This window comes from Nocardioides sp. P5_E3 (assembly GCF_054049275.1).
In genome coordinates this window covers 81,427-102,599 of record NZ_JBFUMR010000026.1, presented here as the reverse complement: position 1 = coordinate 102,599, position 21,173 = coordinate 81,427, and the positions used below count along the sequence as shown (strand labels likewise).

10 protein-coding genes are annotated in these 21,173 nt (G+C 69.7%); 8 read left to right on the top strand and 2 right to left on the bottom strand.

Going from position 1 to position 21,173, the window contains the following annotated elements; genetic code table 11:
• Positions 1–1,449, bottom strand: coding sequence for a cytochrome ubiquinol oxidase subunit I (locus ACXJKB_RS16780; protein WP_457190330.1), 1,449 nt, complete (start codon positions 1,447–1,449; stop codon positions 1–3).
• A 91-nt stretch (positions 1,450–1,540) separates the two neighbouring features.
• Between ACXJKB_RS16780 and ACXJKB_RS16775 the strand changes: the two genes are divergently transcribed.
• Both ACXJKB_RS16775 and ACXJKB_RS16770 read left to right on the top strand, forming a co-directional pair.
• The gene (locus ACXJKB_RS16775; RefSeq protein WP_300052650.1) at positions 1,541–1,930 is read left to right on the top strand and encodes a BlaI/MecI/CopY family transcriptional regulator; all 390 of its coding nucleotides are present in this window, start codon (positions 1,541–1,543) and stop codon (positions 1,928–1,930) included.
• A gap of 14 nt (positions 1,931–1,944) precedes the next feature.
• The gene (locus tag ACXJKB_RS16770) at positions 1,945–2,811 is read left to right on the top strand and encodes a M56 family metallopeptidase (protein ID WP_457190328.1); all 867 of its coding nucleotides are present in this window, start codon (positions 1,945–1,947) and stop codon (positions 2,809–2,811) included.
• An 83-nt stretch (positions 2,812–2,894) separates the two neighbouring features.
• Here ACXJKB_RS16770 and ACXJKB_RS16765 read toward each other — a convergent pair whose 3' ends face one another.
• A complete protein-coding gene (locus ACXJKB_RS16765; RefSeq protein WP_457190326.1) occupies positions 2,895–6,284 on the bottom strand; it encodes a M4 family metallopeptidase in 3,390 nt (1,129 codons plus the stop codon).
• Between the two features lie 222 nt (positions 6,285–6,506).
• Between ACXJKB_RS16765 and ACXJKB_RS16760 the strand changes: the two genes are divergently transcribed.
• The 6 genes from ACXJKB_RS16760 (at position 6,507) to ACXJKB_RS16735 (ending at position 21,140) form a co-directional block, all read left to right on the top strand.
• Complete coding sequence (locus ACXJKB_RS16760; RefSeq protein WP_457190324.1) at positions 6,507–9,146, top strand: DNA translocase FtsK 4TM domain-containing protein; 2,640 nt, start codon at positions 6,507–6,509, stop codon at positions 9,144–9,146.
• The gene (locus ACXJKB_RS16755) at positions 9,146–10,846 is read left to right on the top strand and encodes a helix-turn-helix domain-containing protein (RefSeq protein ID WP_457190322.1); all 1,701 of its coding nucleotides are present in this window, start codon (positions 9,146–9,148) and stop codon (positions 10,844–10,846) included. Before ACXJKB_RS16760 ends, ACXJKB_RS16755 begins: the two co-directional genes overlap by 1 nt.
• Before the next feature lie 190 nt (positions 10,847–11,036).
• The gene (gene rimO / locus ACXJKB_RS16750) at positions 11,037–12,497 is read left to right on the top strand and encodes a 30S ribosomal protein S12 methylthiotransferase RimO (protein ID WP_457190373.1); all 1,461 of its coding nucleotides are present in this window, start codon (positions 11,037–11,039) and stop codon (positions 12,495–12,497) included.
• Positions 12,494–13,108: a CDP-diacylglycerol--glycerol-3-phosphate 3-phosphatidyltransferase gene (gene pgsA / locus ACXJKB_RS16745; RefSeq protein WP_457190320.1), complete on the top strand. Its 615-nt coding sequence runs from the start codon at positions 12,494–12,496 to the stop codon at positions 13,106–13,108. The genes rimO and pgsA overlap by 4 nt, the downstream gene beginning before the upstream one ends.
• A gap of 144 nt (positions 13,109–13,252) precedes the next feature.
• Positions 13,253–18,661 (top strand): ExeM/NucH family extracellular endonuclease, encoded by a 5,409-nt coding sequence (locus ACXJKB_RS16740; protein ID WP_457190318.1) that lies wholly within the window; start codon positions 13,253–13,255, stop codon positions 18,659–18,661.
• A gap of 145 nt (positions 18,662–18,806) precedes the next feature.
• Positions 18,807–21,140 (top strand): bifunctional metallophosphatase/5'-nucleotidase, encoded by a 2,334-nt coding sequence (locus ACXJKB_RS16735; RefSeq protein ID WP_457190317.1) that lies wholly within the window; start codon positions 18,807–18,809, stop codon positions 21,138–21,140.
• Positions 21,141–21,173: the final 33 nt, after the last annotated feature.

Here is a 21,173-nt window from a genome sequence, read left to right as displayed (position 1 = left end):
TCAGTAGGCGAAGGTGAGCGGGGCGTCCTCGTCGTCGGAGCCGCCGATCTTGACGCGGGGTGGTTCCAGATAGGGATCCGCGCCCTTGTTGACGTAGGTGACGAGGAGCTTGACCTCGATCACCGCGAGCACGGCGTAGAGCGAGGTGAGCACGACGAGCGACGTGGCGGCCTCGAAGACCGAGACGCCGGGCGAGACGCCGGACTCGGTGGTCATCAGCCCGAAGACGACCCACGGCTGGCGGCCCATCTCGGTGAAGATCCATCCCCACGACGACGCGAGCGTGGTCGCGATCGGCAGGCTGAGCCCGAGCACGCCGAGCCAGCGGACGCCAGGCGTACGCCCCTTGCGCGTCAGCCACAGGATGAGTGCCGCGCCGGCCGCGGCGAACATGCCGAGGCCCATCATGAAGCGGAACGACCAGTAGGTCACCGGGATCACCGGGGTGTAGTCACCCTCGGTGAAGGCCGTCGAGGACGGGTCCGAGCCGTAGGTCTCGGCGTACTGCTCGCGCAGCGGGTTGATGCCCTCGACCTTCCCGTCGAAGGATCCGGTGCCGAGGAAGGACAACAGGCAGGGGACCGTGACGGCGAACTTCTCCTCCTTCCCGTCGGGGGTGCCGAGGGTGAAGACGGAGAACGGCGCGCAGCTCTCGCTGGTCTCGTAGAGGCCCTCCGCGGCCGCCATCTTCATCGGCTGCACCTCGGTCATCACCTTGCCCTGCAGGTCGCCGGTGACGGCCACGCCGATGCCGGCGAGCAGCGTGATGACCGCGCCGATGCGGATGGCGCGGTGGTACATCGGACGGTCGGCCTCGTGCTTCTTCTTCATGTAGAGGTAGGCCGAGACCCCGAGCAGGAAGGCGCCCGCGGTCATGTACGCCGCGAAGATCACGTGCGGGAACGTCACGACCTGGACCTTGTTGAACATCACCGCCCAGAAGTCGGTCAGCTCGGCGCGGCCGGCCTCGGCGTTGTAGCGGTAGCCCACCGGGTGCTGCATCCAGGAGTTGGCGGCGAGGATGAACCACGACGAGGCGAGGGTGCCGAGGTGCACCAGCCACATGCAGGCGGCGTGCAGGCCGCGGGGGAGCTTGTCCCAGCCGAAGATCCAGAGGCCGAGGAAGGTCGACTCGAGGAAGAAGGCCAGCAGTCCCTCGATCGCGAGCGGCGCCCCGAAGACGTCGCCGACGAAGCGCGAGTAGTCCGACCAGTTCATCCCGAACTGGAACTCCTGGACGATCCCGGTCACGACGCCGATGGCGAAGTTGATGAGGAAGAGCTTGGCGAAGAACTTCGTCAGCCGGAGGTAGTCCTCCTTGCCGGTGCGCAGCCACGCGGTCTCCAGCCCCGCGATGACCGCGGTGAGTCCGATCGTCAACGGTACGAACAGGAAGTGGTAGACGGTGATGATCCCGAACTGCCACCGGGCGATGTCGAGGACGTCCATGGGACCCTTTCGGCGAAGGAGTTACTACAAAGTGTAGTAGATACTACGCCGTGTCGTAATTCGCGGGTCAGGGCCCCTAGACTCCTGTTCCATGAGTCCAAGGTCCCGGATGGGAGAGCTCGAGCAGGCCGTCCTCGAGACGCTGTGGGACCTCGACGGCACCGATGCCGAGCGCCCGGGGGCCAGTGGTCGCGCCGTGCACGACCGGCTCCAGGGGCGTGACGGCCGCGACCTGGCCTACACGACCGTGATGACCGTGCTCGACCGCCTGGCCCGCAAGGACGTCGTGGTCCGCGAGCGCGACGGACGAGCGTTCCGCTACGCACCACGACTCACCCGGGCCGCGATGACCGCCGAGGTCATGCACGAGGCGCTCGAGGGCACGCGCGACGACCGCGAGCAGGCCCTGGTGTCGTTCGTGGGGGAGGCCAGCGCCGAGGACCTCGCGGCCCTGCGACGCGCCCTCGACGACCTGGCCTGACCGGGGTGCCGGCGATGCCGACCCCTGTCGTGCTCGGCGTGCTCGCCGTGCTCCTGGCCGGCCCACTGCCGTGGGTGCTCTCCCGCTGGGCCGGGCTCCGTCGTACGCCGGCCGCCGCGATGCTGCTCTGGCAGAGCGCCGCGCTGGCCGCCGTCCTCGCCGCGCTCGGTGCAGGGCTGTCGCTGGTGACCGCGCACCTCTGGGAGGACCCGGTCGGCCCCGCCGACGTCGTCGTGGCCGGTCTCGCGGGAGCGGTCACCGTGGTCGTGCTGGCGCGGCTCCTGCTGAGCGGGCACCGCACCGGCACCTCGCTGCGCCGGATGCGACGTCTGCACCGCGAGCGGGTCGACCTGGTCGCCCGGGTGGACGGGGGAGTCTCGGTCCTCGACCACGACGTGCCGGTGGCCTACTGCGTGCCCGGCATGAGCCGCTCGCGCATCGTCGTGTCCCGCTCGACCCTGACCCGCCTCGCGCCGGCCGAGCTCGGCGCCGTCCTCGAGCACGAGCGCTCGCACCTGCGGTCGCGCCACGACCTGGTGCTGGAGGCCTTCACGGTCCTGCACCTGGCGTTCCCGCGATGGGTCGCCAGCGCGTCGGCCCGCCGCGAGGTCGAGGTGCTCGTCGAGGTGCTCGCCGACCGTGCGGCGTGCCGGACGGGCGGTCGCCGGGACCTGGTCTCCGCGCTGGTCACCCTGGCGGGGTCGCCGGCGCCCGCCGGGTCGCTCGGGTCGGCCGGGTCGAGCCTCGCCGCCCGGGTCGAGGTGCTGCGCGACACCCGCCCGCACCCGTGGCAGTCGGCAGCGGTGTCCGTGCTCGCGGCGGCCATCCTGGCCCTGCCTACGCTCCTGGTGGTGCTGCCCTGGCTGGACCGCCTGGTCTGAGCCGGGCCGGACAGCACCGAGGGCCCCGGCGGAGATCCGCCGAGGCCCTCGGGTGTGTCAGGTGGTGCGGTCGGTGACCGGGGTCAGCGACGCTTGATGCGGAAGGTCAGCTTGTCCTTGCTGCCCTCGACCAGCTTGGAGCCCTTGTAGATGACCACGAGCGTGTGCTTGCCGGGCCGGTAGTTCTTGCGGACCGTCATCACCGCCCGTCCGTCATCGAGCTTCCGGGTGCCGACCTTCTTGCCGTCGATCCGGAAGACGACCTTGCTCCTGGGGACGAGGTCGCCCTTGGTCCGGACCTTGCCGATCACCGTGAAGTCGCTCTTGAAGCGCGGCTTCTTCGGCGACACCTTGGCGATCGTGCGCGAGGACTCCGTGCCCGGCGTGGAGTCCGCGACGACCGTGGCGGTGAACGCCGCGGTGGAGGTCGCCAGCGAGTCGCTGCCGCTGTAGGTGGCAGTGAGCTTGTTGGCACCCACCGGCAGGTCGGCCGGCAGTGCGACCGAGGCCTTGCCACCCGCGAGGGTGGCCGAGCCCAGCTCCTTGCCCTTGGCGTCGGTGATGCTCACCGTGCCCTCGGGCGAGCCGCCGACGGAACCGACCCGGCCCACGGTGACCTCGGCGGTCGAGGCGGTGCCGTAGGTGGACGGCTCGGGACGGTGCACGGCCTTGGTCTCGCTGATCAGCTTGCAGTCGACGATCTGGACGTTGTCGACGTACCAGCCCTCGTTGCCACCACAGCCGTCGCGCCCGATGTCGAAGCGCAGCTGCACGGTGTCGCCCGGCTCGGCGCCGGCCGCGGCGATGTCGACCTGCGACTCGCCCCAGCTGCCCTTGGTCTGGCCACCATCGGTGCCCGTGAAGCCGGGCTGGCCCGCGAGCGGGTTGGTGTTGGTGGCCGGGCCGGTGAGCGTGGTCGGCTCGTTGTAGAGGTAGGCCGCGGCGGGGATGGCCGTGAACGCGCCACCGTTGATGCTCATCTTGACGTTGCCGCCGTCGTAGCCGATCTCCGTGGCGACGTAGTGCTCGAAGGTGAGCTTGGCCGAGCGCAGGCTGTCGGGCAGCTGCACGACCGGGCTCGCGATCGAGTCACGGCTGGAGAAGTCGCCGGCGCCGTTGGTGCACTGACCCTCGTCCGGGGCGGGACCGAAGGCCACCTTGCTGGCGTGCGGGTCACCGGTGCCGGCCGGGGCCGAGGCCACCGACTGCCACGGCTCGTGGATGCCGCCATCGAAGACCACCTCGTTGCTGGTGGTCCAGCCGGCCAGGCCGTCCTCGAAGTCCTCGCTCCACAGCACGTCCTCGGTGAAGCCCTCACCGCAGGTGGCGGGGGCGTCCTTGTCGAGCAGCGCGGTGAAGTTGCACTTCACCGGCTCGGTGCGCATCTCGGTCGCGGCCGTGGCGGCCTGGACCGACGCGCAGTCGCCCGCGGCGATCGGCGTCGCCGCGACCGGGGTGGCGTTGGGCGCGGTCGTGAGCTTGTTGATCGGCTGTCCGACCAGGTCGGCGCAGGACTGCTCGAACGCGGTGGCCGCGTCCATGAAGTTGGACTGCGGCGTCAGGTAGGCGGTCTGGGCGCGCCACCAGATGGCGGCGGCCTTGTCGAGACCGAGCCCGGTCACGGCCTGGCCGTTGAACTCGCCGCCGTCGACGACGAGCGCGTAGGCGTGGTTGGGCACACCCGAGTTGCTGTGCACGCCGCCGGCGTCGGCACCGGTCGGGTCGCACTTGTACTCGGCGTCGGTCACCTTGCCCGGGTCTCCGTAGCACGTGGGGTTCCACATGTCGCGGATCGCGCCGCCGAAGGCCGTGGACTTCTCGCCCATGAGCCAGCGGGTGGTGTCGGGTCGCGTCGTGACGTCGTCGGCCGTGACGGAGACGGTCTTGGCGCCCGCGCCCGTCTTGAAGCGCGAGCCGTCCGCCTGCGAGACCATCACGCCGTAGAGCGCGGGGTCCCCGGTGAAGCCGGCCGGCGGGTCGACGTTGTTGTTGCCGATCACGATGCCGGTGGCGCCGGCGGCCTTGGCGGTGGCCACCTTCGTGGCGAAGGGGCACGTGCCGCGGTCGACGTAGGCCCACTTGCCGGCGACGGCGCTCGCGTTGGTGAACGCCGAGCAGCCGTCGGTGGTGGTGGGGCCGGCGGCGTTGGCGGCGTCGGTGCCGACGAGGACGTCAGCCGTCACGGCGGTGGTGGTGAAGGGCTTCGCACCCGTGGCTGCCACCGCCACGCACGGTCCGGCGAGGTTGGCCGGGGCCGTGATGCGCATGTCGAGGCCGGGAGGCGCCGTCTTGTCGCAGTCGCCCACGGCGCGCTTGGCGGCGAAGTTCTCACCCTCGTCCTCGCGACCGTTGACCATGTCGAGCGTCTCGCCCCACACGTCGGAGTAGGACTCGTTGAGGGCACCGGACTGGTACTGGTAGATCAGGCCGGAGGTGTACTCGGTGTAGGCGTGGCCCCACTCGTGCGAGACGACGTCGTCGGACGTGACGCCGTCGCAGTAGTTCGTCGTCACGCCGTTCCAGTTGGCGTTGGGGCAGCTGATGCGCGGGTCGTTGTTGACCGTGCGCATGATGGCGCCGTTGCCGTCGTAGGAGTCGCGACCGAACGCGTTCTCGTAGAGCCAGTAGGACTCACCGGCGGAGTTGACGAGGTTCTGCTGGTCGGCGTTGAGGGTGCCCGGGAACGGGTCGCCCTCCTTCCACACCCGGTTGGCCGGCGCGGGGCTCTTCTCGTAGAGCTCGCGGCTGAGGGCGTCGTGCACCATCGACCAGCGGTTGAGCGACTTGCCGGTCTGCGCGTCGATGAAGACGGCGTCGCGGACGTTGTCGTCGTTGGTGACCTCGACCTGGTAGGCGAGCACGGCCGTGCCGGCCTCGCCCCGGGTCGCGCCCATGCGGTAGACGACGAGCTCGCTGTTCTTCGGCGCGATGCCGGTGAGGTCGGCCGTCTCGCCGTCGTGGGCGGGCGGGTCCTCGCGGACCAGGCCGACCGCGCGCTTGCCGGCGTCGTCCGCGCTGATGCGCGGGTCGACGGACAGCGACAGGTCAGGCGCGGCGTAGCCGTTGACCGCGGTCAGGTCGCCCTCGTGGTCGACCTGCACCCGCAGCATGGAGCCGAAGACGTCGACGCCCTTGTAGGACTGGGTGTAGGTGGCGGTCCAGCCGGCCGCGGACTCCGCGACGCCGGTCCGGACCAGCTCGTCCGGTCGCGCGCCGAAGTTGGCGGCGTACTGGTCGAGGTAGGCGTCGGCCTTGTCCCTCGCCGCGTCGAGGGAGTTGCCCTCGACGGACGGGAGTAGGTCTCCGTCGCCCTTGACGCGGATGAAGCCGACCTTCTTGGTCGCCTCCTCCCGCGTGACGGCGACCTCGCCACTGGCCCGGTCGGCCATGGCTGCGACGCCGTTGGGGTCGGCCTGTGCGGCCGGTGCTGCTTGCACGCCGATCGTCGGGAGCGCGGCAAGGCCAGCCCCCATGACGGCGAGTGCAAGTCCTCTGTTGAGGAGCTTCACTCTGGTTCCTCCGATTTCCGAGTAGCACCCGGAAGCAGAGTCGCCCGAGTGACCGGGATCACCATAGGTAGGACGTCCGACAATGGGAAGGGAGGGTGCTCGATCCGCCCCCCCAAGGGGTGCGGTCGCACGACACGCACTCGTGTGGTCCGTGTGACGGGTGTGACGTGGCCGTAGGGTCTGACCATGGCGACCCGTACGTCTTCCCCGCCGGGGTCGCGGAGCTCGAGCACGTCTGGATCCAAGCGCACCACCAAGGGTTCGAGCACCCGATCACGGAGTACCAGCAAGCGCCCCGCCCCTCGCTCTTCAGCGAAGGGCCGGAGCGGCTCGAGCGCGCGCCCGGCACCTCGTGCCGTCAGGAGCGGACCCGGTCCGGTAGCGCGCAGCTTCGGCATGCTCGGGCGAGGTGTCGCAGCGGTGTGGCTCGGCATCGCCCACGCCGTCGGCTCGGTCGCGCGGTCGATCGGGCAGTCCGCCCGCGACCTCGACCCCGAGCACCGCCGCGACGGCGTCGGCCTGTTCCTCTTCGGCCTCGCCATGGTCGTGGCCGCAGCCGTGTGGTGGCAGCTGCCCGGCGGAGTGATGGACTTCGCCCGGTCGGTGACGTCGGGCGCGGTCGGCAAGGTCGGCTGGTTCGTGCCGCTGTTCCTCGTCTACGCCGGCTGGCGCACCCTGCGCGACCCCGAGCGCAACGGTCCCGCCGGTCGACAGGTCATCGGGTGGGCCGCCTTCACGCTCGGGCTGCTCGGCATCGTGCACATCGCCAACGGCAACCCGCAGCCGGTGCTCGGCGACGCCACCAACCTCCAGGAGGCCGGCGGCGCCGTCGGCTACGTCACCTCGAGCCTGCTGCTCGACCTGATGCAGACGACGTACGTCGTCGTGCCGCTGCTGACGCTGCTGGCCGTCTTCGGCGTCCTGATCATCACCGCGACGCCCGTCTACCAGGTGCCGGTCCGGCTCGCCGAGCTGCGCGACAAGGCCCTCGGCCGCACCCCGGCCGTCGAGGCCGAGGGCGACGAGCCCACCAAGCCGGTGCGCACGCGCCGCCGCTCGATGCTGGACGACGACATCGACCCCGAGATGGGCGACCCCGCCTACGACAGCCCGGTCCTCAGCGACCGCGAGCTGCGCAAGCGTCGCAAGAAGAAGGAGGTCGAGCCCCAGGAGGACTACGGGATCGACCTGTTCGCCGACCCGATCGACTCGGGTGACTCCTCGGCCGACGCCCCCACCGCGGTCACCCCGGCCGTGGCCCCCGCCGCAGCGGGCGGCAAGGACGACACGGGTCCGGTCGAGCCGCCGCCGCACACACCGCTGCCGGCCCGCGTGGAGCAGCTCGCGCTGTCGGGCGACATCACTTACTCGCTGCCCGACAACTCCTCGCTCAAGCCCGGCTCGCCGCACAAGGCGCGCTCCAAGGCCAGCGACGCGGTCGTCGAGCGGCTGATGCAGGTGATGGACGAGTTCGGGATCGACGCCACCGTCACCGGCTACACCCGCGGTCCGACGGTCACCCGCTACGAGGTCGAGCTCGGCCCCGCGGTGAAGGTCGAGAAGGTCACCGCGCTGTCGAAGAACATCGCCTACGCCGTGGCCTCCGCCGACGTGCGGATCCTGAGCCCGATCCCCGGCAAGTCGGCGATCGGCATCGAGATCCCCAACGTCGACAAGGAGATCGTCTCCCTCGGCGACGTGCTGCGGTCCACCACGGCCCGCTCGGACCACCACCCGATGGTGGCCGGGCTCGGCAAGGACGTCGAGGGCGGCTTCGTGGTGGCCAACATGGCCAAGATGCCGCACCTGCTGGTCGCCGGTGCGACGGGCTCCGGAAAGTCGAGCTTCATCAACTCGCTGATCACCTCGATCCTGATGCGGTCGACGCCCGACGAGGTGCGGATGATCATGGTCGACCCGAAGCGGGTGGAGCTCAACGCCTACGAGGGCGTGCCACACCTGATCACCCCGATCATCACGAACCCCAAGAAGGCCGCCGAGGCGCTGGCGTGGGTCGTGCGCGAGATGGACATGCGCTACGACGACCTGGCCAACTTCGGCTTCCGTCACATCGACGACTTCAACAAGGCAGTGCGGGCCGGCAAGGTCGAGGTGCCCGCGGGCAGCGAGCGCACGCTGACGCCGTACCCCTACCTCCTCGTCATCGTCGACGAGCTGGCCGACCTGATGATGGTCTCGCCGCGCGACGTCGAGGACTCGGTCGTCCGCATCACCCAGCTGGCCCGCGCGGCCGGCATCCACCTGGTGCTCGCCACGCAGCGGCCCTCGGTCGACGTGGTGACCGGCCTGATCAAGGCCAACGTGCCGTCCCGACTCGCGTTCGCGACGAGCTCGCTCGGCGACAGCCGCGTGATCCTCGACCAGCCGGGCGCGGAGAAGCTGGTCGGCCAGGGTGACGGTCTCTTCCTGCCGATGGGCGCGTCCAAGCCGGTGCGTGTCCAGGGCGCGTGGGTCACCGAGGCGGAGATCCACCAGGTCGTCAAGCACTGCAAGGACCAGCTCGAGCCGACCTACGTCGAGGAGGTGACGGCGCCGAAGGAGTCCAAGCGCGAGCTCGACGACGACATCGGCGACGACATGGAGCTCGTGGTGCAGGCCATCGAGCTGATCGTCTCCACGCAGTTCGGCTCGACCTCGATGCTCCAGCGCAAGCTGCGCGTCGGCTTCGCCAAGGCGGGCCGGCTGATGGACATCCTCGAGAGCCGCGGGGTCGTCGGCCCCAGTGAGGGCTCCAAGGCCCGTGACGTCCTGGTCAAGCCGGACGAGCTCGATTCCGTGATCGCCACGTTGGAGGGGGGAGCCTGATGGGCGCCGCAGCAGTGCACGAGGACGACACCACCTGGAACGAGACCGGGGAGCACGAGTCGCTCACCGTCGCTCCCGACGCGGTGGAGGTACGCCGCAGCGCCGCCGTCGCGGGCGGCGTCGGGCTGACCGCCTCCGCGGTCGCCATCGCCTACCTCGGTCGCGCCACCCAGACCGGGTCGGTGCTCGACTGGGCCTTCGTGCTCGCGATGGGCCTCCTGGGCGCCTACTGGCTCGTCAGCCTCGTCGACGCCCGCACCCCGCTGCTCGTCGCCGACGCGCAGGGGATCCGGATCCGGCTGGGCCGGACCTGGCGTGGGCTGCCCTGGACGGCGGTGCACCACGTGGAGCACACGCCGCGGCAGGGCCTGCTGCGCGACGGCCGTCTGGTCGTCGTACCCCACAACCTCGAGCTGATCGAGGCCGAGCTCACCGGCGCCGGCAAGCGCCACACGAGCATCTCCCGCCTGTTGCACGGCGCCCCGTTCGCCGTCCCGCTCGGGCTCTCGACGCGCGTCATCGGCGCCGACGGCGACCTGACGGAGGCCCTCGGCCGCGTGGCTCGTGACGCCAGCCAGATCGTCGTCCTCGAGCCGGCCGCCGCGGAGGTCGAGGACTCCGAGAACGTCGAGGCTCCCGTCGAGGACGCAGGGTCCGTCGACGCTCCCGAGGCCACAGAGGCGTCCGAGGCGCTCGCAGTCCCCGCGGCATCCGTGTCCGCGGAGCCCGAGGTCGTCGTGCCGGTCGTCGTCGCCAGCCCGACGCCGGCCGCGCTCCGCGAGACCGGCGCTGCCCGACGCTCCGAGGTGCGGCGCGACGTCGTCGTCGACGAGGACGAGCCGGAGGGTCGCGAGCTGCGCCGCCCCGGTCGGGTCAGCCTCGTGGAGGAGACCCAGTCCTGGGGCGACCGCGTCCGCGCGATCGCCCGGCCGGGGGAGCCGGTGGAGCCGCTGGTGCTCGACGACTTCGAGGTCGAGCCTGCCGAGGACCCGGTCATCGGTCCCGAGCTCGCCGCGGCCCGCACCCGCCTCGGCCTGACCGTCGACCAGCTGGCCGACCGCACCCGCATTCGTCCGCACGTGATCGAGGCCGTTGAGGTCGACGACTTCGAGCCCTGCGGTGGCGACTTCTACGCGCGTGGCCACCTGCGCACGCTCGCCCGCGTCCTCGGCATCGACGTCGCGCCGCTGCTGGCGTCGTACGACGAGCGCTACGCCCGCGCGCCGATCAACCCGCGTCGCGTCTTCGAGGCCGAGCTCGCCACCGGCGCCCACGGCTCCATCCGCGGCACGCGTGGCGGTCCCAACTGGTCGGTGCTCGTCGCCGTCGTCATGGCCCTCGTGCTCGCCTGGTCGATCGCCCGGCTGGTCATGGACACCCCGCCCGAGCTGCGCGGCGCCACCCCGGTCCTCAACGGCTCCGGCGGCCCGCAGGGCGCCGGCACGGCCCCTCTGGCCGAGCCGGTGGCGGTCGTCGTCAGCGCCGCGTCGGGCGGCGCCCAGGTCGTCGTTCGCGACGGCGCGGGGGAGCAGGTCTTCAAGGGCAACCTCGCCGTGGGCCAGACCCGCGAGCTCAAGGCCTCGCCCCCGGTGCGCGTGATGTCCTCCGACGGTGCCGTCACCGTCTCGCTGGCCGGCGGCGACGCCCGCCCGGTCGGCGAGCCCGGCGTCGCCGGTCAGGGCACCTTCGTCACCGACTGATGCCCGCCTGCTCTCCAGCGATCCCCGGTCAGCCGGGGATCGCTGAGGTTGTCGGCCCGTGCACGGCCTGACAAGCTCAGGAAGTGCCGGTCAGCCGGGGATCACGTGGGCCCGGGATGGCAGTCCGCACGGCCGGAACGGGCATACTCACGGTGCGATGACGATTGATACAGACCTTCCCCTGACCCCGCTGAACGTTGCTGTGGTCACCCTCGGCTGCGCCCGCAACGAGGTCGACTCCGAGGAGCTCGCCGGACGGCTCGAGGCGGGCGGCTTCGTGCTGGTCGACGACGCGGAGGACGCCGACACCGTCGTGGTCAACACCTGCGGCTTCGTCGAGGCCGCGAAGAAGGACTCGGTCGACACGCTGCTCGAGGCGGCCGACCTCAAGGCGTCCGCCGGCCACGGCGGCCGCGCGCAGGCCGTCGTCGCGGTGGGCTGCCTGGCCGAGAGGTACGGCAAGGACCTCGCCGAGTCGCTCCCCGAGGCCGACGCGGTCCTCGGCTTCGACGACTACCCCGACATCGCGGCCCGCCTGCGGGCGATCGTGGCGGGGGAGACCCACCACCCGCACACGCCGTCCGACCGCCGGCGGCTGCTGCCGATCTCGCCGGTCGACCGCGACGCCTCCGGGATCTCCGTGCCGGGGCACCAGGACCAGCCCGCGGTCGGTGACGTCGCCGAGATCGGTGCCGGTGCTCCCGCGACGGGCCCTCGCGCCGTACGCCGTCGCCTCGACGCCGGCCCGATGGCGCCCCTCAAGCTCGCCAGCGGTTGCGACCGGCGCTGCACCTTCTGCGCCATCCCGAGCTTCCGCGGCTCGTTCGTGAGCCGTCGTCCGAGCGACGTCCTGCAGGAGGGCCAGTGGCTGGCCACGCAGGGCGTCAAGGAGCTCTTCCTCGTCAGCGAGAACTCCACGTCCTACGGCAAGGACCTGGGCGACCTCCGCCTGCTGGAGACGCTGCTGCCCGAGCTGAGCGGCATCGACGGCATCGAGCGGGTGCGGGTGTCCTACCTGCAGCCCGCCGAGACGCGCCCCGGCCTGATCGAGGCGATCGCGTCGACGCCCGGCGTGGTGCCCTACTTCGACCTGTCCTTCCAGCACGCCAGCGCCTCGGTGCTGCGGCGGATGCGCCGGTTCGGTGATCCTGACAGCTTCCTCGGCCTGCTCGAGCAGATCCGCTCGCTGGCCCCGCTGGCCGGCGTACGGTCCAACGTCATCGTCGGCTTCCCGGGCGAGACCGAGGACGACCTGCAGACCCTGTGCGACTTCCTGGTCGAGGCCCGGATGGACGTCACGGGCGTGTTCGGCTACTCCGACGAGGACGGCACCGAGGCCGCGGGCTTCGCCGACGACGTCAAGCTCGACGAGGACGAGATCCGCGCCCGCACCGAGCACGTCACCACTCTCGTCGAGGAGCTCAACGCCCAGCGCGCCGAGGAGCGCGTCGGCGAGCAGGTGGTCGTGCTGGTCGAGTCCGTCGACGACGACGTCGTGGAGGGCCGGGCGGCCCACCAGGGACCGGAGGTCGACGGTACGACGATGCTGACCGACGCCGCTCGCGCGGGCGTCGGCGACCTGGTGACGGCCACTGTCACGGGCACCGACGGCGTCGACCTGATCGCTCGCACGGACGGAGTCCCGGCATGACCACCGACCACCAGGTCTCCAACTTCAACATCGCCAACGTGCTGACAGTGCTGCGCATCGCCATGGTGCCGCTCTTCGGCTGGGCGCTGCTCTACGACGGCGGCAACGACCCGACGTGGCGCTGGATCGCGTTCGGGCTGTTCGCGGTCGCGATGATCACCGACAAGATCGACGGCGACCTCGCGCGCAAGCACAACCTGATCACCGACTTCGGCAAGATCGCCGACCCGATCGCCGACAAGGCCATCACGGGCATGGCCTTCATCGGCCTCTCGATCGTCGGCGACATCTGGTGGTGGGTGACGATCATCGTGCTGCTGCGCGAGTGGAGCGTGACCCTGCTGCGCCTGTCGATCCTCAAGGACGTCGTCATCGCCGCCGCGCAGAGCGGCAAGATCAAGACCGTCCTGCAGGCCGTCGCGCTCGCCGGTCTCATCATGCCGTTGCCCCACGGCGATGCGCACGGAGGGGCCTTCGACTTCTGGCCCGGAATGCTGGGCGAGGCCCTCTTCTACCTCGCGCAGGCCATGCTCGCGGCGGCCGTCGCGATGACGATGTGGTCCGGCTACGAGTTCCTCCGCGACGTCCGCAGGCAGCGAATCCGCCCCTAAGGGGGTGGAATATCAGCACTCGCCAACTCGCGCAGTGACATTTCGTCACCACTTGGCCAGCATTCGTTTGGCCGGTACTGCCGCAAATGTCGGCTGAGTGGGTGAGGATGCGACGGTCACATCACCCGAACACCCGGAGCACACATGCGCACACCCGCGCTCCCCTCGTCGCGTCACATCGCGGTAGGAGCCGGTCTGGCCGTCCTGGCCGCCGGACTCACCCCGATAGCAGCAGCATCCGCGAATCCAGCCGGCACCAACTTGGTCATCAGTGAGGCCTATGGGGGTGGTGGCAACACCGGCGCCACCCTGAAGAACGACTTCATCGAACTCTTCAACCCCACCGGCAGCGCGATCAGCGTGTCGGGAATGTCCGTTCAGTACCGCTCCTCCGGAGGGACGGGAACGGGGTTCACCAATCTCACCGGTTCGGTTCCGGCACACGGTCACTATCTGATTCAGCAGGCCGCAGGCACGGGAGGAACCGAAGACCTCCCGGCCCCGGACGCCACGGGATCGCTCACCATGAGCGGGACCGCGGGGTCCGTTGCGCTGGTGACGGGGACCGGAACAGTCGCGCCGACCGCCGGCAACACGATCGACCTCGTCGGTTTCGGCGGGGCGACGCTACGGGAGGGCACGGCTGCTCCTGCTCCGAGCAACACCACCTCGGTGTCCCGCGACGGTGCGCGCAAGGACACCGACGACAACTCAGTTGACTTCACCGTCCAGACCCCTGCGCCGCAGAACAGCTCGGTGATCAACACGCCCCAGACCGTCTCGGTCAGCGCCACGGACCAGAGCTTCGTGGTCGACCAGGCAATCACGCCGTTCACCGTCACTGCGACGGGCGGCAACGAGCCCTACGCGTGGTCCGCCACCGGTCTGCCGGCCGGCCTGTCGATCGACGCGACCAGCGGTCAGGTGACTGGCACGCCGACCACGGTCGGCACTTCCCCCGTGACGGTCACCGCGACCGACGCTGACGATGCGACGGGGTCCACGACGTTCACCATCGCCGTCACGCCGGCCGCTGGCGCCGTCACCCCGATCGCGGAGATCCAGGGCACGGGTGCGACCACCCCGCTCGACGGTCAGACCCTCACCACGCAGGGCGTCGTCACGGCGTCGTACCCGACCGGTGGCCTCAACGGCTTCTACATCCAGACCCCTGGCGCCGACACGGCCAACGCCTCGGACGCCATCTTCGTCTACGGCGGCACCACGGGCTTCTCGAGCTACCCGGCAGTGGGTGACTCGGTCAAGGTGACCGGTGACGCGGCCGAGTTCTCGGGCGCCACCCAGATCGTCTCCACCAACTCGGGAGTCACGTCGATCCCCGCACTGGGCGATGTCACCCCGAAGACCGACATCCCCGGCACGGACTGCGCGCTGCCCGGCACCACCTGCCTGACCGGTGCTGCGCTCGATGACGCGCGCGAGGTCGCCGAGGGCGAGCTCTTCCAGCCCACGGCACCGTGGACCGCGACCGACGTCTACGACGGCGGTCCCTTCTACAGCGACGGCACCAACTCGTCCGCCTTCCGCGGTGAGCTCGGCGTGGTGGCCAACAGCACCAAGCCCCTCGTCGCCCCCACCGAGGTCATCGACGCGCAGGCGACCGCACTGGTCGCTGAGCGGAAGAAGTACAACGACGCGCACCGGATCATCCTCGACGACGCGTCGAGCCTGACGTACTCCACGACGCAGAACAGCGACAAGCCCTTCCCGTGGTTCACCGCGACCCACACGGTTCGTGTGGGCTCGGCCATCACGTTCCCGAAGCCGGTCGTCTTCACCTTCGGCTTCAACGCGTGGCGGATCCTGCCGCAAGCGCAGGTCGTCGGCGACTCCACCGGCACGATCGACTTCTCGCAGACCCGCCCCGCGGCTCCGGAGAATGTCGGTGGCGACCTCAAGCTGGCGACCTTCAACGTGCTCAACTTCTTCCCGACCACGGGTGAGGAGTTCGTCACGTCGGGTGCCGGCACCTGCACCTACTTCCGTGACCGCGACGGCAACAACATCTCCAACAACTCCTGCAACCCCAACGGCCCGCGCGGCGCCGCCAACGCGGCCAACCTCCAGCGCCAGCAGGACAAGATCGTCGCGGCCATCACCACGGCCGACGCCGACATCGTGTCCCTCGAGGAGCTCGAGAACTCGGTGAAGTTCGGCAAGAACCGCGACTTCGCGATCAACCAGCTCGTCAGCGCCCTCAACGCCTCCTCGGGAGCGGGCACGTGGGCCGCGGTTCCGTCGCCCTCGACCCTGCCCGCCACCGCGGACCAGGACGTCATCCGCAACGGCTTCATCTACCAGCCCGCCAACGTGGCGCTGGTGGGTGAGTCGGTGGTGCTGAGCACCCAGTCGTCCACGGGTGGTGCCTTCGAGGACGCCCGCGAGCCGCTGGCACAGGCCTTCAAGAAGGTCGGTACGCCGGACAGCCGGGCCTTCGCGGTCATCGTGAACCACTTCAAGTCCAAGGGCTCCGGCACCCCGGACCCCGACGGCCAGGGCAACGCCAACGACCGTCGCAAGATCCAGGCCAACGCCCTCGTGACGTTCGCCAACGACTTCAAGAACGTGCGCGGCATCTCACGCGTCTTCCTCGCGGGCGACTTCAATGCCTACACGGAGGAGGACCCGATCCAGATCCTCGAGGCCGCCGGCTACACCAGCCTGGACTCGAGCAGCGCGCCCGACGAGGAGACCTACAACTTCGACGGCCAGGTCGGTTCGCTCGACCACGTGCTGGCCAACGGCCCTGCGCTGGCGGACGTCAACGCGGTCGACGTGTGGGACATCAACGGCTACGAGTCGGTCTACTACGAGTACTCCCGCTTCAACTCCAACATCACCAACCTCTACACCGCCAACCAGTTCCGGTCGTCCGACCACAGCCCGGAGATCGTGGGCATCAACACGGCCGTCGACCCCAACGCACCGGTCGACGTCCAGATCCTGGCGACCAACGACTTCCACGGTCGTATCGCCAACGACCCGGCCTCTGCTGCAGCTGGTGCTGCGGCGATGGCCGGGGCGGTCAAGTCGCTGCGCCAGACCAACCCCAACACGGTGTTCGCTGCCGCGGGTGACCTCATCGGCGCCTCGACGTTCGAGTCCTTCATCGACAACGACAAGCCGACCATCGACGCGCTGAACTCGGCGGGCCTTGAGGTCTCGGCAGCGGGCAACCACGAGTTCGACCAGGGCTACAACGACCTGGTCAACCGCGTGATGGCTCCGTACGACGCAACGACCAACCCGCAGGGTGGTGCCAACTGGGAGTACATCGCGGCGAACGTCAAGCTGAAGGCCGACGGTGCCGACGCCCTGACGCCGTCGTGGACCAAGACGATGAACGGCGTCGAGGTCGGCTTCGTGGGTGCGGTCACCGAGCACCTGCCCGAGCTGGTCACGCCGGGCGGCATCGCGCAGATCGAGGTGACGGACATCGTCACCGCCGTCAACGCGGAGGCCACCGAGCTGAAGGCCCAGGGTGCCGACGTCGTCGTCATGCTGGTGCACGAGGGCTCGGACACCACGACCTGCGCCCAGATGGCAGCCAACCCGTCGTCCGACTTCGGCAGCATCATCACCGGTGTCAACGACAACGTCGACGCGATCGTCTCCGGCCACACCCACCTGGAGTACAACTGCTCCTTCGTGGTCCCCGGATGGTCCAGCCGTCCGGTCAAGGAGCGTCCGGTCGTCTCCGCGGGCCAGTACGGCGCCGCGCTCAACCGGATCGTGTTCACGGTCGACCCCAGCACGGGCGCGATCCAGGACAAGACGCAGGCGGTGATCAAGCTGAAGACCGCCAACGCGGGCCCCTTCACCTACACCCCTGACGCTGCGACGCAGACCATCGTGGACGCAGCGGTCGCCAAGGCCGCGGTCCTGGGAGCACGTCCGCTGGGCAAGATCAGCGCGCCGTTCAACCGGGCCAAGTTCGCCGACGGAATCACGGAGAACCGCGGTGGCGAGTCCACCCTCGGCAACCTGGTCGCCGAGATCCAGCGGTGGGCCACGCGGGGTCAAGAGTCCGGGGCGGCGCAGATCGCGTTCATGAACCCGGGCGGTCTGCGGACGGACCTGCCCGGCGGCATCGCCGGCGAGTCGGCGTACCCCAAGACGGTGACCTACAAGCAGGCTGCCAACGTCCAGCCGTTCGCCAACACCCTGGTGAACATGGACCTGACGGGTGCTCAGATCAAGGCGACCCTGGAGCAGCAGTGGCAGGCGCCAGGCGCAGCCCGACCGTTCCTGAAGCTGGGCATGTCCAAGGGTTTCAGGTACACCTACGACCCGTCCAAGACCCAGGGCGACCGCATCCAGAAGATGTGGCTCAACGGCACCGAGATCAACCCGGCGACCGTCTACTCGGTCACGGTCAACTCGTTCCTGGCCACGGGTGGCGACGGCTTCGCGGCGCTCAACGGCGGCGCCGGCAAGCAGGACACCGGCAAGTCGGACCTGCAGGCCCAGGTGGACTACTTCAGCGAGTTCGCCAACGCCGCCGAGGGCGACGACCCGCTCCCGATCGACTACAAGCAGCAGGCCGTGGGCGTCAAGCTCCCTGCCGGTGCCCCGGCGAGCTACGCGATCGGCGACCACGTCGCCTTCGACCTCTCGTCGCTGTCGATGACCGACCCGCTGGACCTCCGCGACTCCGAGGTCTCGGTGGAGCTGGGAGACTTCGACCTCGGGTCGTTCCCGGTCACCACGACGCTGAGCGCTCCGGGCAACGCCAACAGCAACGACGAGGCCGGCACCGCGTCGGTCGACGTGACGCTGCCGCCGTGCAGCCCGATCGGTGCGGCGACGCTCACCGTGACGGGCACGGCGACTGGTACGGAGATCGAGGTGCCGATCACCATCACCGGCACTGGCGACGAGTGCATCGACACCACCGTGTCGGGCACCGACGTCACGATCGAGGAGGGTTCCTCCGGGGCCGTCCAGGTCAAGGTCACCCCGTCCGCTGCGACGGGTGAGGTCGTTCTCGGCCTCGGCCAGATGACGCTCGAGACCACGCTGGTCAACGGTGAGGGCTCCATCGAGCTCGCCGCCGGCGCACTGCCGGTCGGCGTGCACACGCTGCCCATCACCTACACCGGTGACGACCGCTACGCCTCCTCGAGGGGCACGGTCGTGGTCACGGTGACCGCCAAGCCGACGACGCCTCCGACCACGCCTCCGACCACCCCGCCGACGACCCCGCCGACGACCCCGCCGACGACGACTCCCACCCCGGAGCCGGAGAAGGTGGAGCCGAAGCTCAAGGCGGTCAATGCCAAGGGCAAGGTGGGCGAGAAGGTCCGCTTCAAGGTCAAGGTGAAGGCCGGCGACGAGACCGCCACCGGCTGGATCAAGGTCCGGGTCAAGGGCGCCGACAAGGTGTACCGGTTCAAGGTGAAGAACGGTGTGGCGATCGTGAAGCTGCCCGCCTTCAACCGTGCTGGCACCAAGAAGCTGGTCGTGCGTTACCTCGGTGACGACGCCGTCAAGCGCGACAAGATGGTGGTGAAGCTGAAGATCAGGCGCTGACCTGACACACCACCAGCCGCGCGGCCCTCGTCCTGCTCAGCAGGACGGGGGCCGTCGGCGATTTCTGCGGCGTTCTGCCGGGAAAAATCGTGCGCATGCGCGGTTAATGTGATTCTGTCCCGTCCCCCTGTCGAGAGGCATCGTCGTGTCAGCATCACGATCCGGTCGCAAGCTCGCTCTTGCCGCCACCCTCACGGGGCTCGTCGCTGCCCCGCTCGCTGTCGTTGCCACGTCGGCGCCCGCGCACGCCGCCCCAGTCACCATCCAGGTCCTGGCGACCAACGACTTCCACGGCCGCCTGATCAACGAGGACGGCACGGGAGGGACGACCAACGGCGTCACTGCTGGCGCCGCGATCCTCTCCGGTGCTGTCAAGCAGCTGCGAGCCGCCAATCCGAACACCGTGTTCGCCGCGGCCGGCGACCTGATCGGGGCGTCGACCTTCGAGTCGTTCATCCAGCACGACAAACCGACCCTGGACGCCCTCAACGAGGCGGGCCTCGAGGTCTCGGCCGCCGGGAACCACGAGTTCGATGCCGGCTACAACGACCTGATCAACCGGGTCATGAAGCCCGCCAGTGCGTCCAACCCCGAGGGCGGCGCCAACTGGCAGTACCTCGCGGCCAACGTCCGCAAGAGGTCCGACAACTCGTACGCCCTTCCGGACGTCGCGGCCTCGCCCGGCACCTCCGACGGCGCCACCTGGTACAAGGACTTCGGCAGCGTCCGGGTGGGCTTCGTCGGTGCGGTCACCGAGGACCTGCCCAGCCTCGTCTCGCCCGCCGGCATCGCGGACGTCAAGGTGTCCAGCATCGTCACCGAGGTGAACGCCGGCGCCGCCGCACTGAGGTCCGCCGGGGCCGACGTCGTCGTGATGCTGGTGCACGAAGGTTCTGCGACGACCAGCTGCTCCGGGGTCTCCGACGACAGCGCGTTCGGGCGGATCGTCAAGGGCGTCGGCACGAACGTCAACGCGATCGTGTCCGGCCACACGCACCTTGCCTACAACTGCTCCTACAGCGGAGTACCGGTGGTCTCGGCCGGGCAGTACGGCATGGCGCTGAACCAGCTGCAGTTCACGGTCGAGGACACGACGGGCGCGGTCACCGCGGTCACCTCCGACATCAGGTACCTCAAGGCGCAGACGACCCCGTTCGCGGCGAACTTCCCGGCCGACCCGGCCGTCACCACCATCGTCAACAACGCGAAGGCTCGGGCAGACGTCCTGGGAGCGGTCGAGCTGGGCAAGCTCGCAGGTCCGTTCAACCGGGCCAGGCTCGCGGACGGCACCACCGAGAACCGCGGCGGCGAGTCCACCCTCGGCAACCTCGTCGCGGAGGTGCAGCGGTGGGCGACGCAGACGCCGGAGGCCGGCGGCGCCCAGATCGCCTTCATGAATCCGGGCGGTCTGCGGCAGGACATGGTGGGCAACCCCGGCGGGTTCCCCGCCTCGCTGACCTACAAGCAGGCCGCCGTCGTCCAGCCGTTCGCCAACACGCTCGTCAACATGAAGCTCACCGGTGCCCAGATCAAGACGGTGCTCGAGCAGCAGTGGCAGCGTGACGACAAGGGCGCGGTGCCGAGTCGGCCGTTCCTGCGCCTGGGAACGTCCGCGGGCTTCTTCGCCACCTACGACCCCGCAAAGGCCGAGGGCAACCGCGTCACCGGCATGTGGCTCAACGGCAAGGCCATCGGGACGGCGACGCAGTACTCGGTCACGGTCAACTCGTTCCTCGCCTCGGGCGGTGACAACTTCCGCGGCTTGATCGCCGGCACCAGCAAGCGCGACACGGGCAAGGTCGACCTGCAGGCGATGGTCGACTACCTGGCGACCTTCGCCAAGACCCCGCTGGGCGTCAAGCTCGACCAGCGCCAGGTGGGCGTCAGCCTGCCCGCCGGTGCCCCGCGCTTCTACCGGATCGGCCAGGACTTCAAGGTCAACCTGTCCTCGCTCGCCATGACGGGCCCGGGCGACGCCAAGGACGCCACGCTCGACATCAAGCTGGGCGACGTCAAGCGGGGCCCGGCCAAGGTCGACAACGCCATCGGCACCACCCCGTTCGACGAGAGCGGCAAGAGCGCGGTGTCGTTCGGGCTGAACGGAAAGGTCAAGAAGGGCAAGCAGGTCCTGACCTTCACCGGACCGACGACCGGCACGACGTTCTCGCTGCCGATCGACGTCCGCAAGGCCAAGCCCGAGGTCAAGGTCCGCACCAAGYCCGGCCGGATCGTCGCAGGGGAGACCCGCACCCGCGTGAAGATCAAGGTCACGGCCCTCGGACTGTCCGAGGTGAGCGGCAAGATCGTCGTGAAGATCGGCGGCAAGAAGTACAAGGCCACGCTGAAGGACGGCAAGGCGTTCGTCCGCCTCGACCGCTTCGCCAACACCGGCAAGAAGTCGGTCAAGGTGAAGTACGCCGGTAATCGCAAGGTGCAGGACTCGACGGAGTTCATCAACATCAAGGTGCGTCGCGGCTGACCCCGTGACCTGAGCCTTGCGGCCCTTGTCCTG

Bases quoted from the DNA above. Each gene is read 5' to 3' on its own strand.
- ACXJKB_RS16780 (WP_457190330.1), bottom strand. From the start codon at position 1,449: ATGGACGTCCTCGACATCGCCCGGTGGCAGTTCGGGATCATCACCGTC.
- ACXJKB_RS16775 (WP_300052650.1), top strand. From the start codon at position 1,541: ATGAGTCCAAGGTCCCGGATGGGAGAGCTCGAGCAGGCCGTCCTCGAG.
- ACXJKB_RS16770 (WP_457190328.1), top strand. From the start codon at position 1,945: ATGCCGACCCCTGTCGTGCTCGGCGTGCTCGCCGTGCTCCTGGCCGGC.
- ACXJKB_RS16765 (WP_457190326.1), bottom strand. From the start codon at position 6,284: ATGGGGGCTGGCCTTGCCGCGCTCCCGACGATCGGCGTGCAAGCAGCA.
- ACXJKB_RS16760 (WP_457190324.1), top strand. From the start codon at position 6,507: ATGGCGACCCGTACGTCTTCCCCGCCGGGGTCGCGGAGCTCGAGCACG.
- ACXJKB_RS16755 (WP_457190322.1), top strand. From the start codon at position 9,146: ATGGGCGCCGCAGCAGTGCACGAGGACGACACCACCTGGAACGAGACC.
- pgsA (WP_457190320.1), top strand. From the start codon at position 12,494: ATGACCACCGACCACCAGGTCTCCAACTTCAACATCGCCAACGTGCTG.
- ACXJKB_RS16740 (WP_457190318.1), top strand. From the start codon at position 13,253: ATGCGCACACCCGCGCTCCCCTCGTCGCGTCACATCGCGGTAGGAGCC.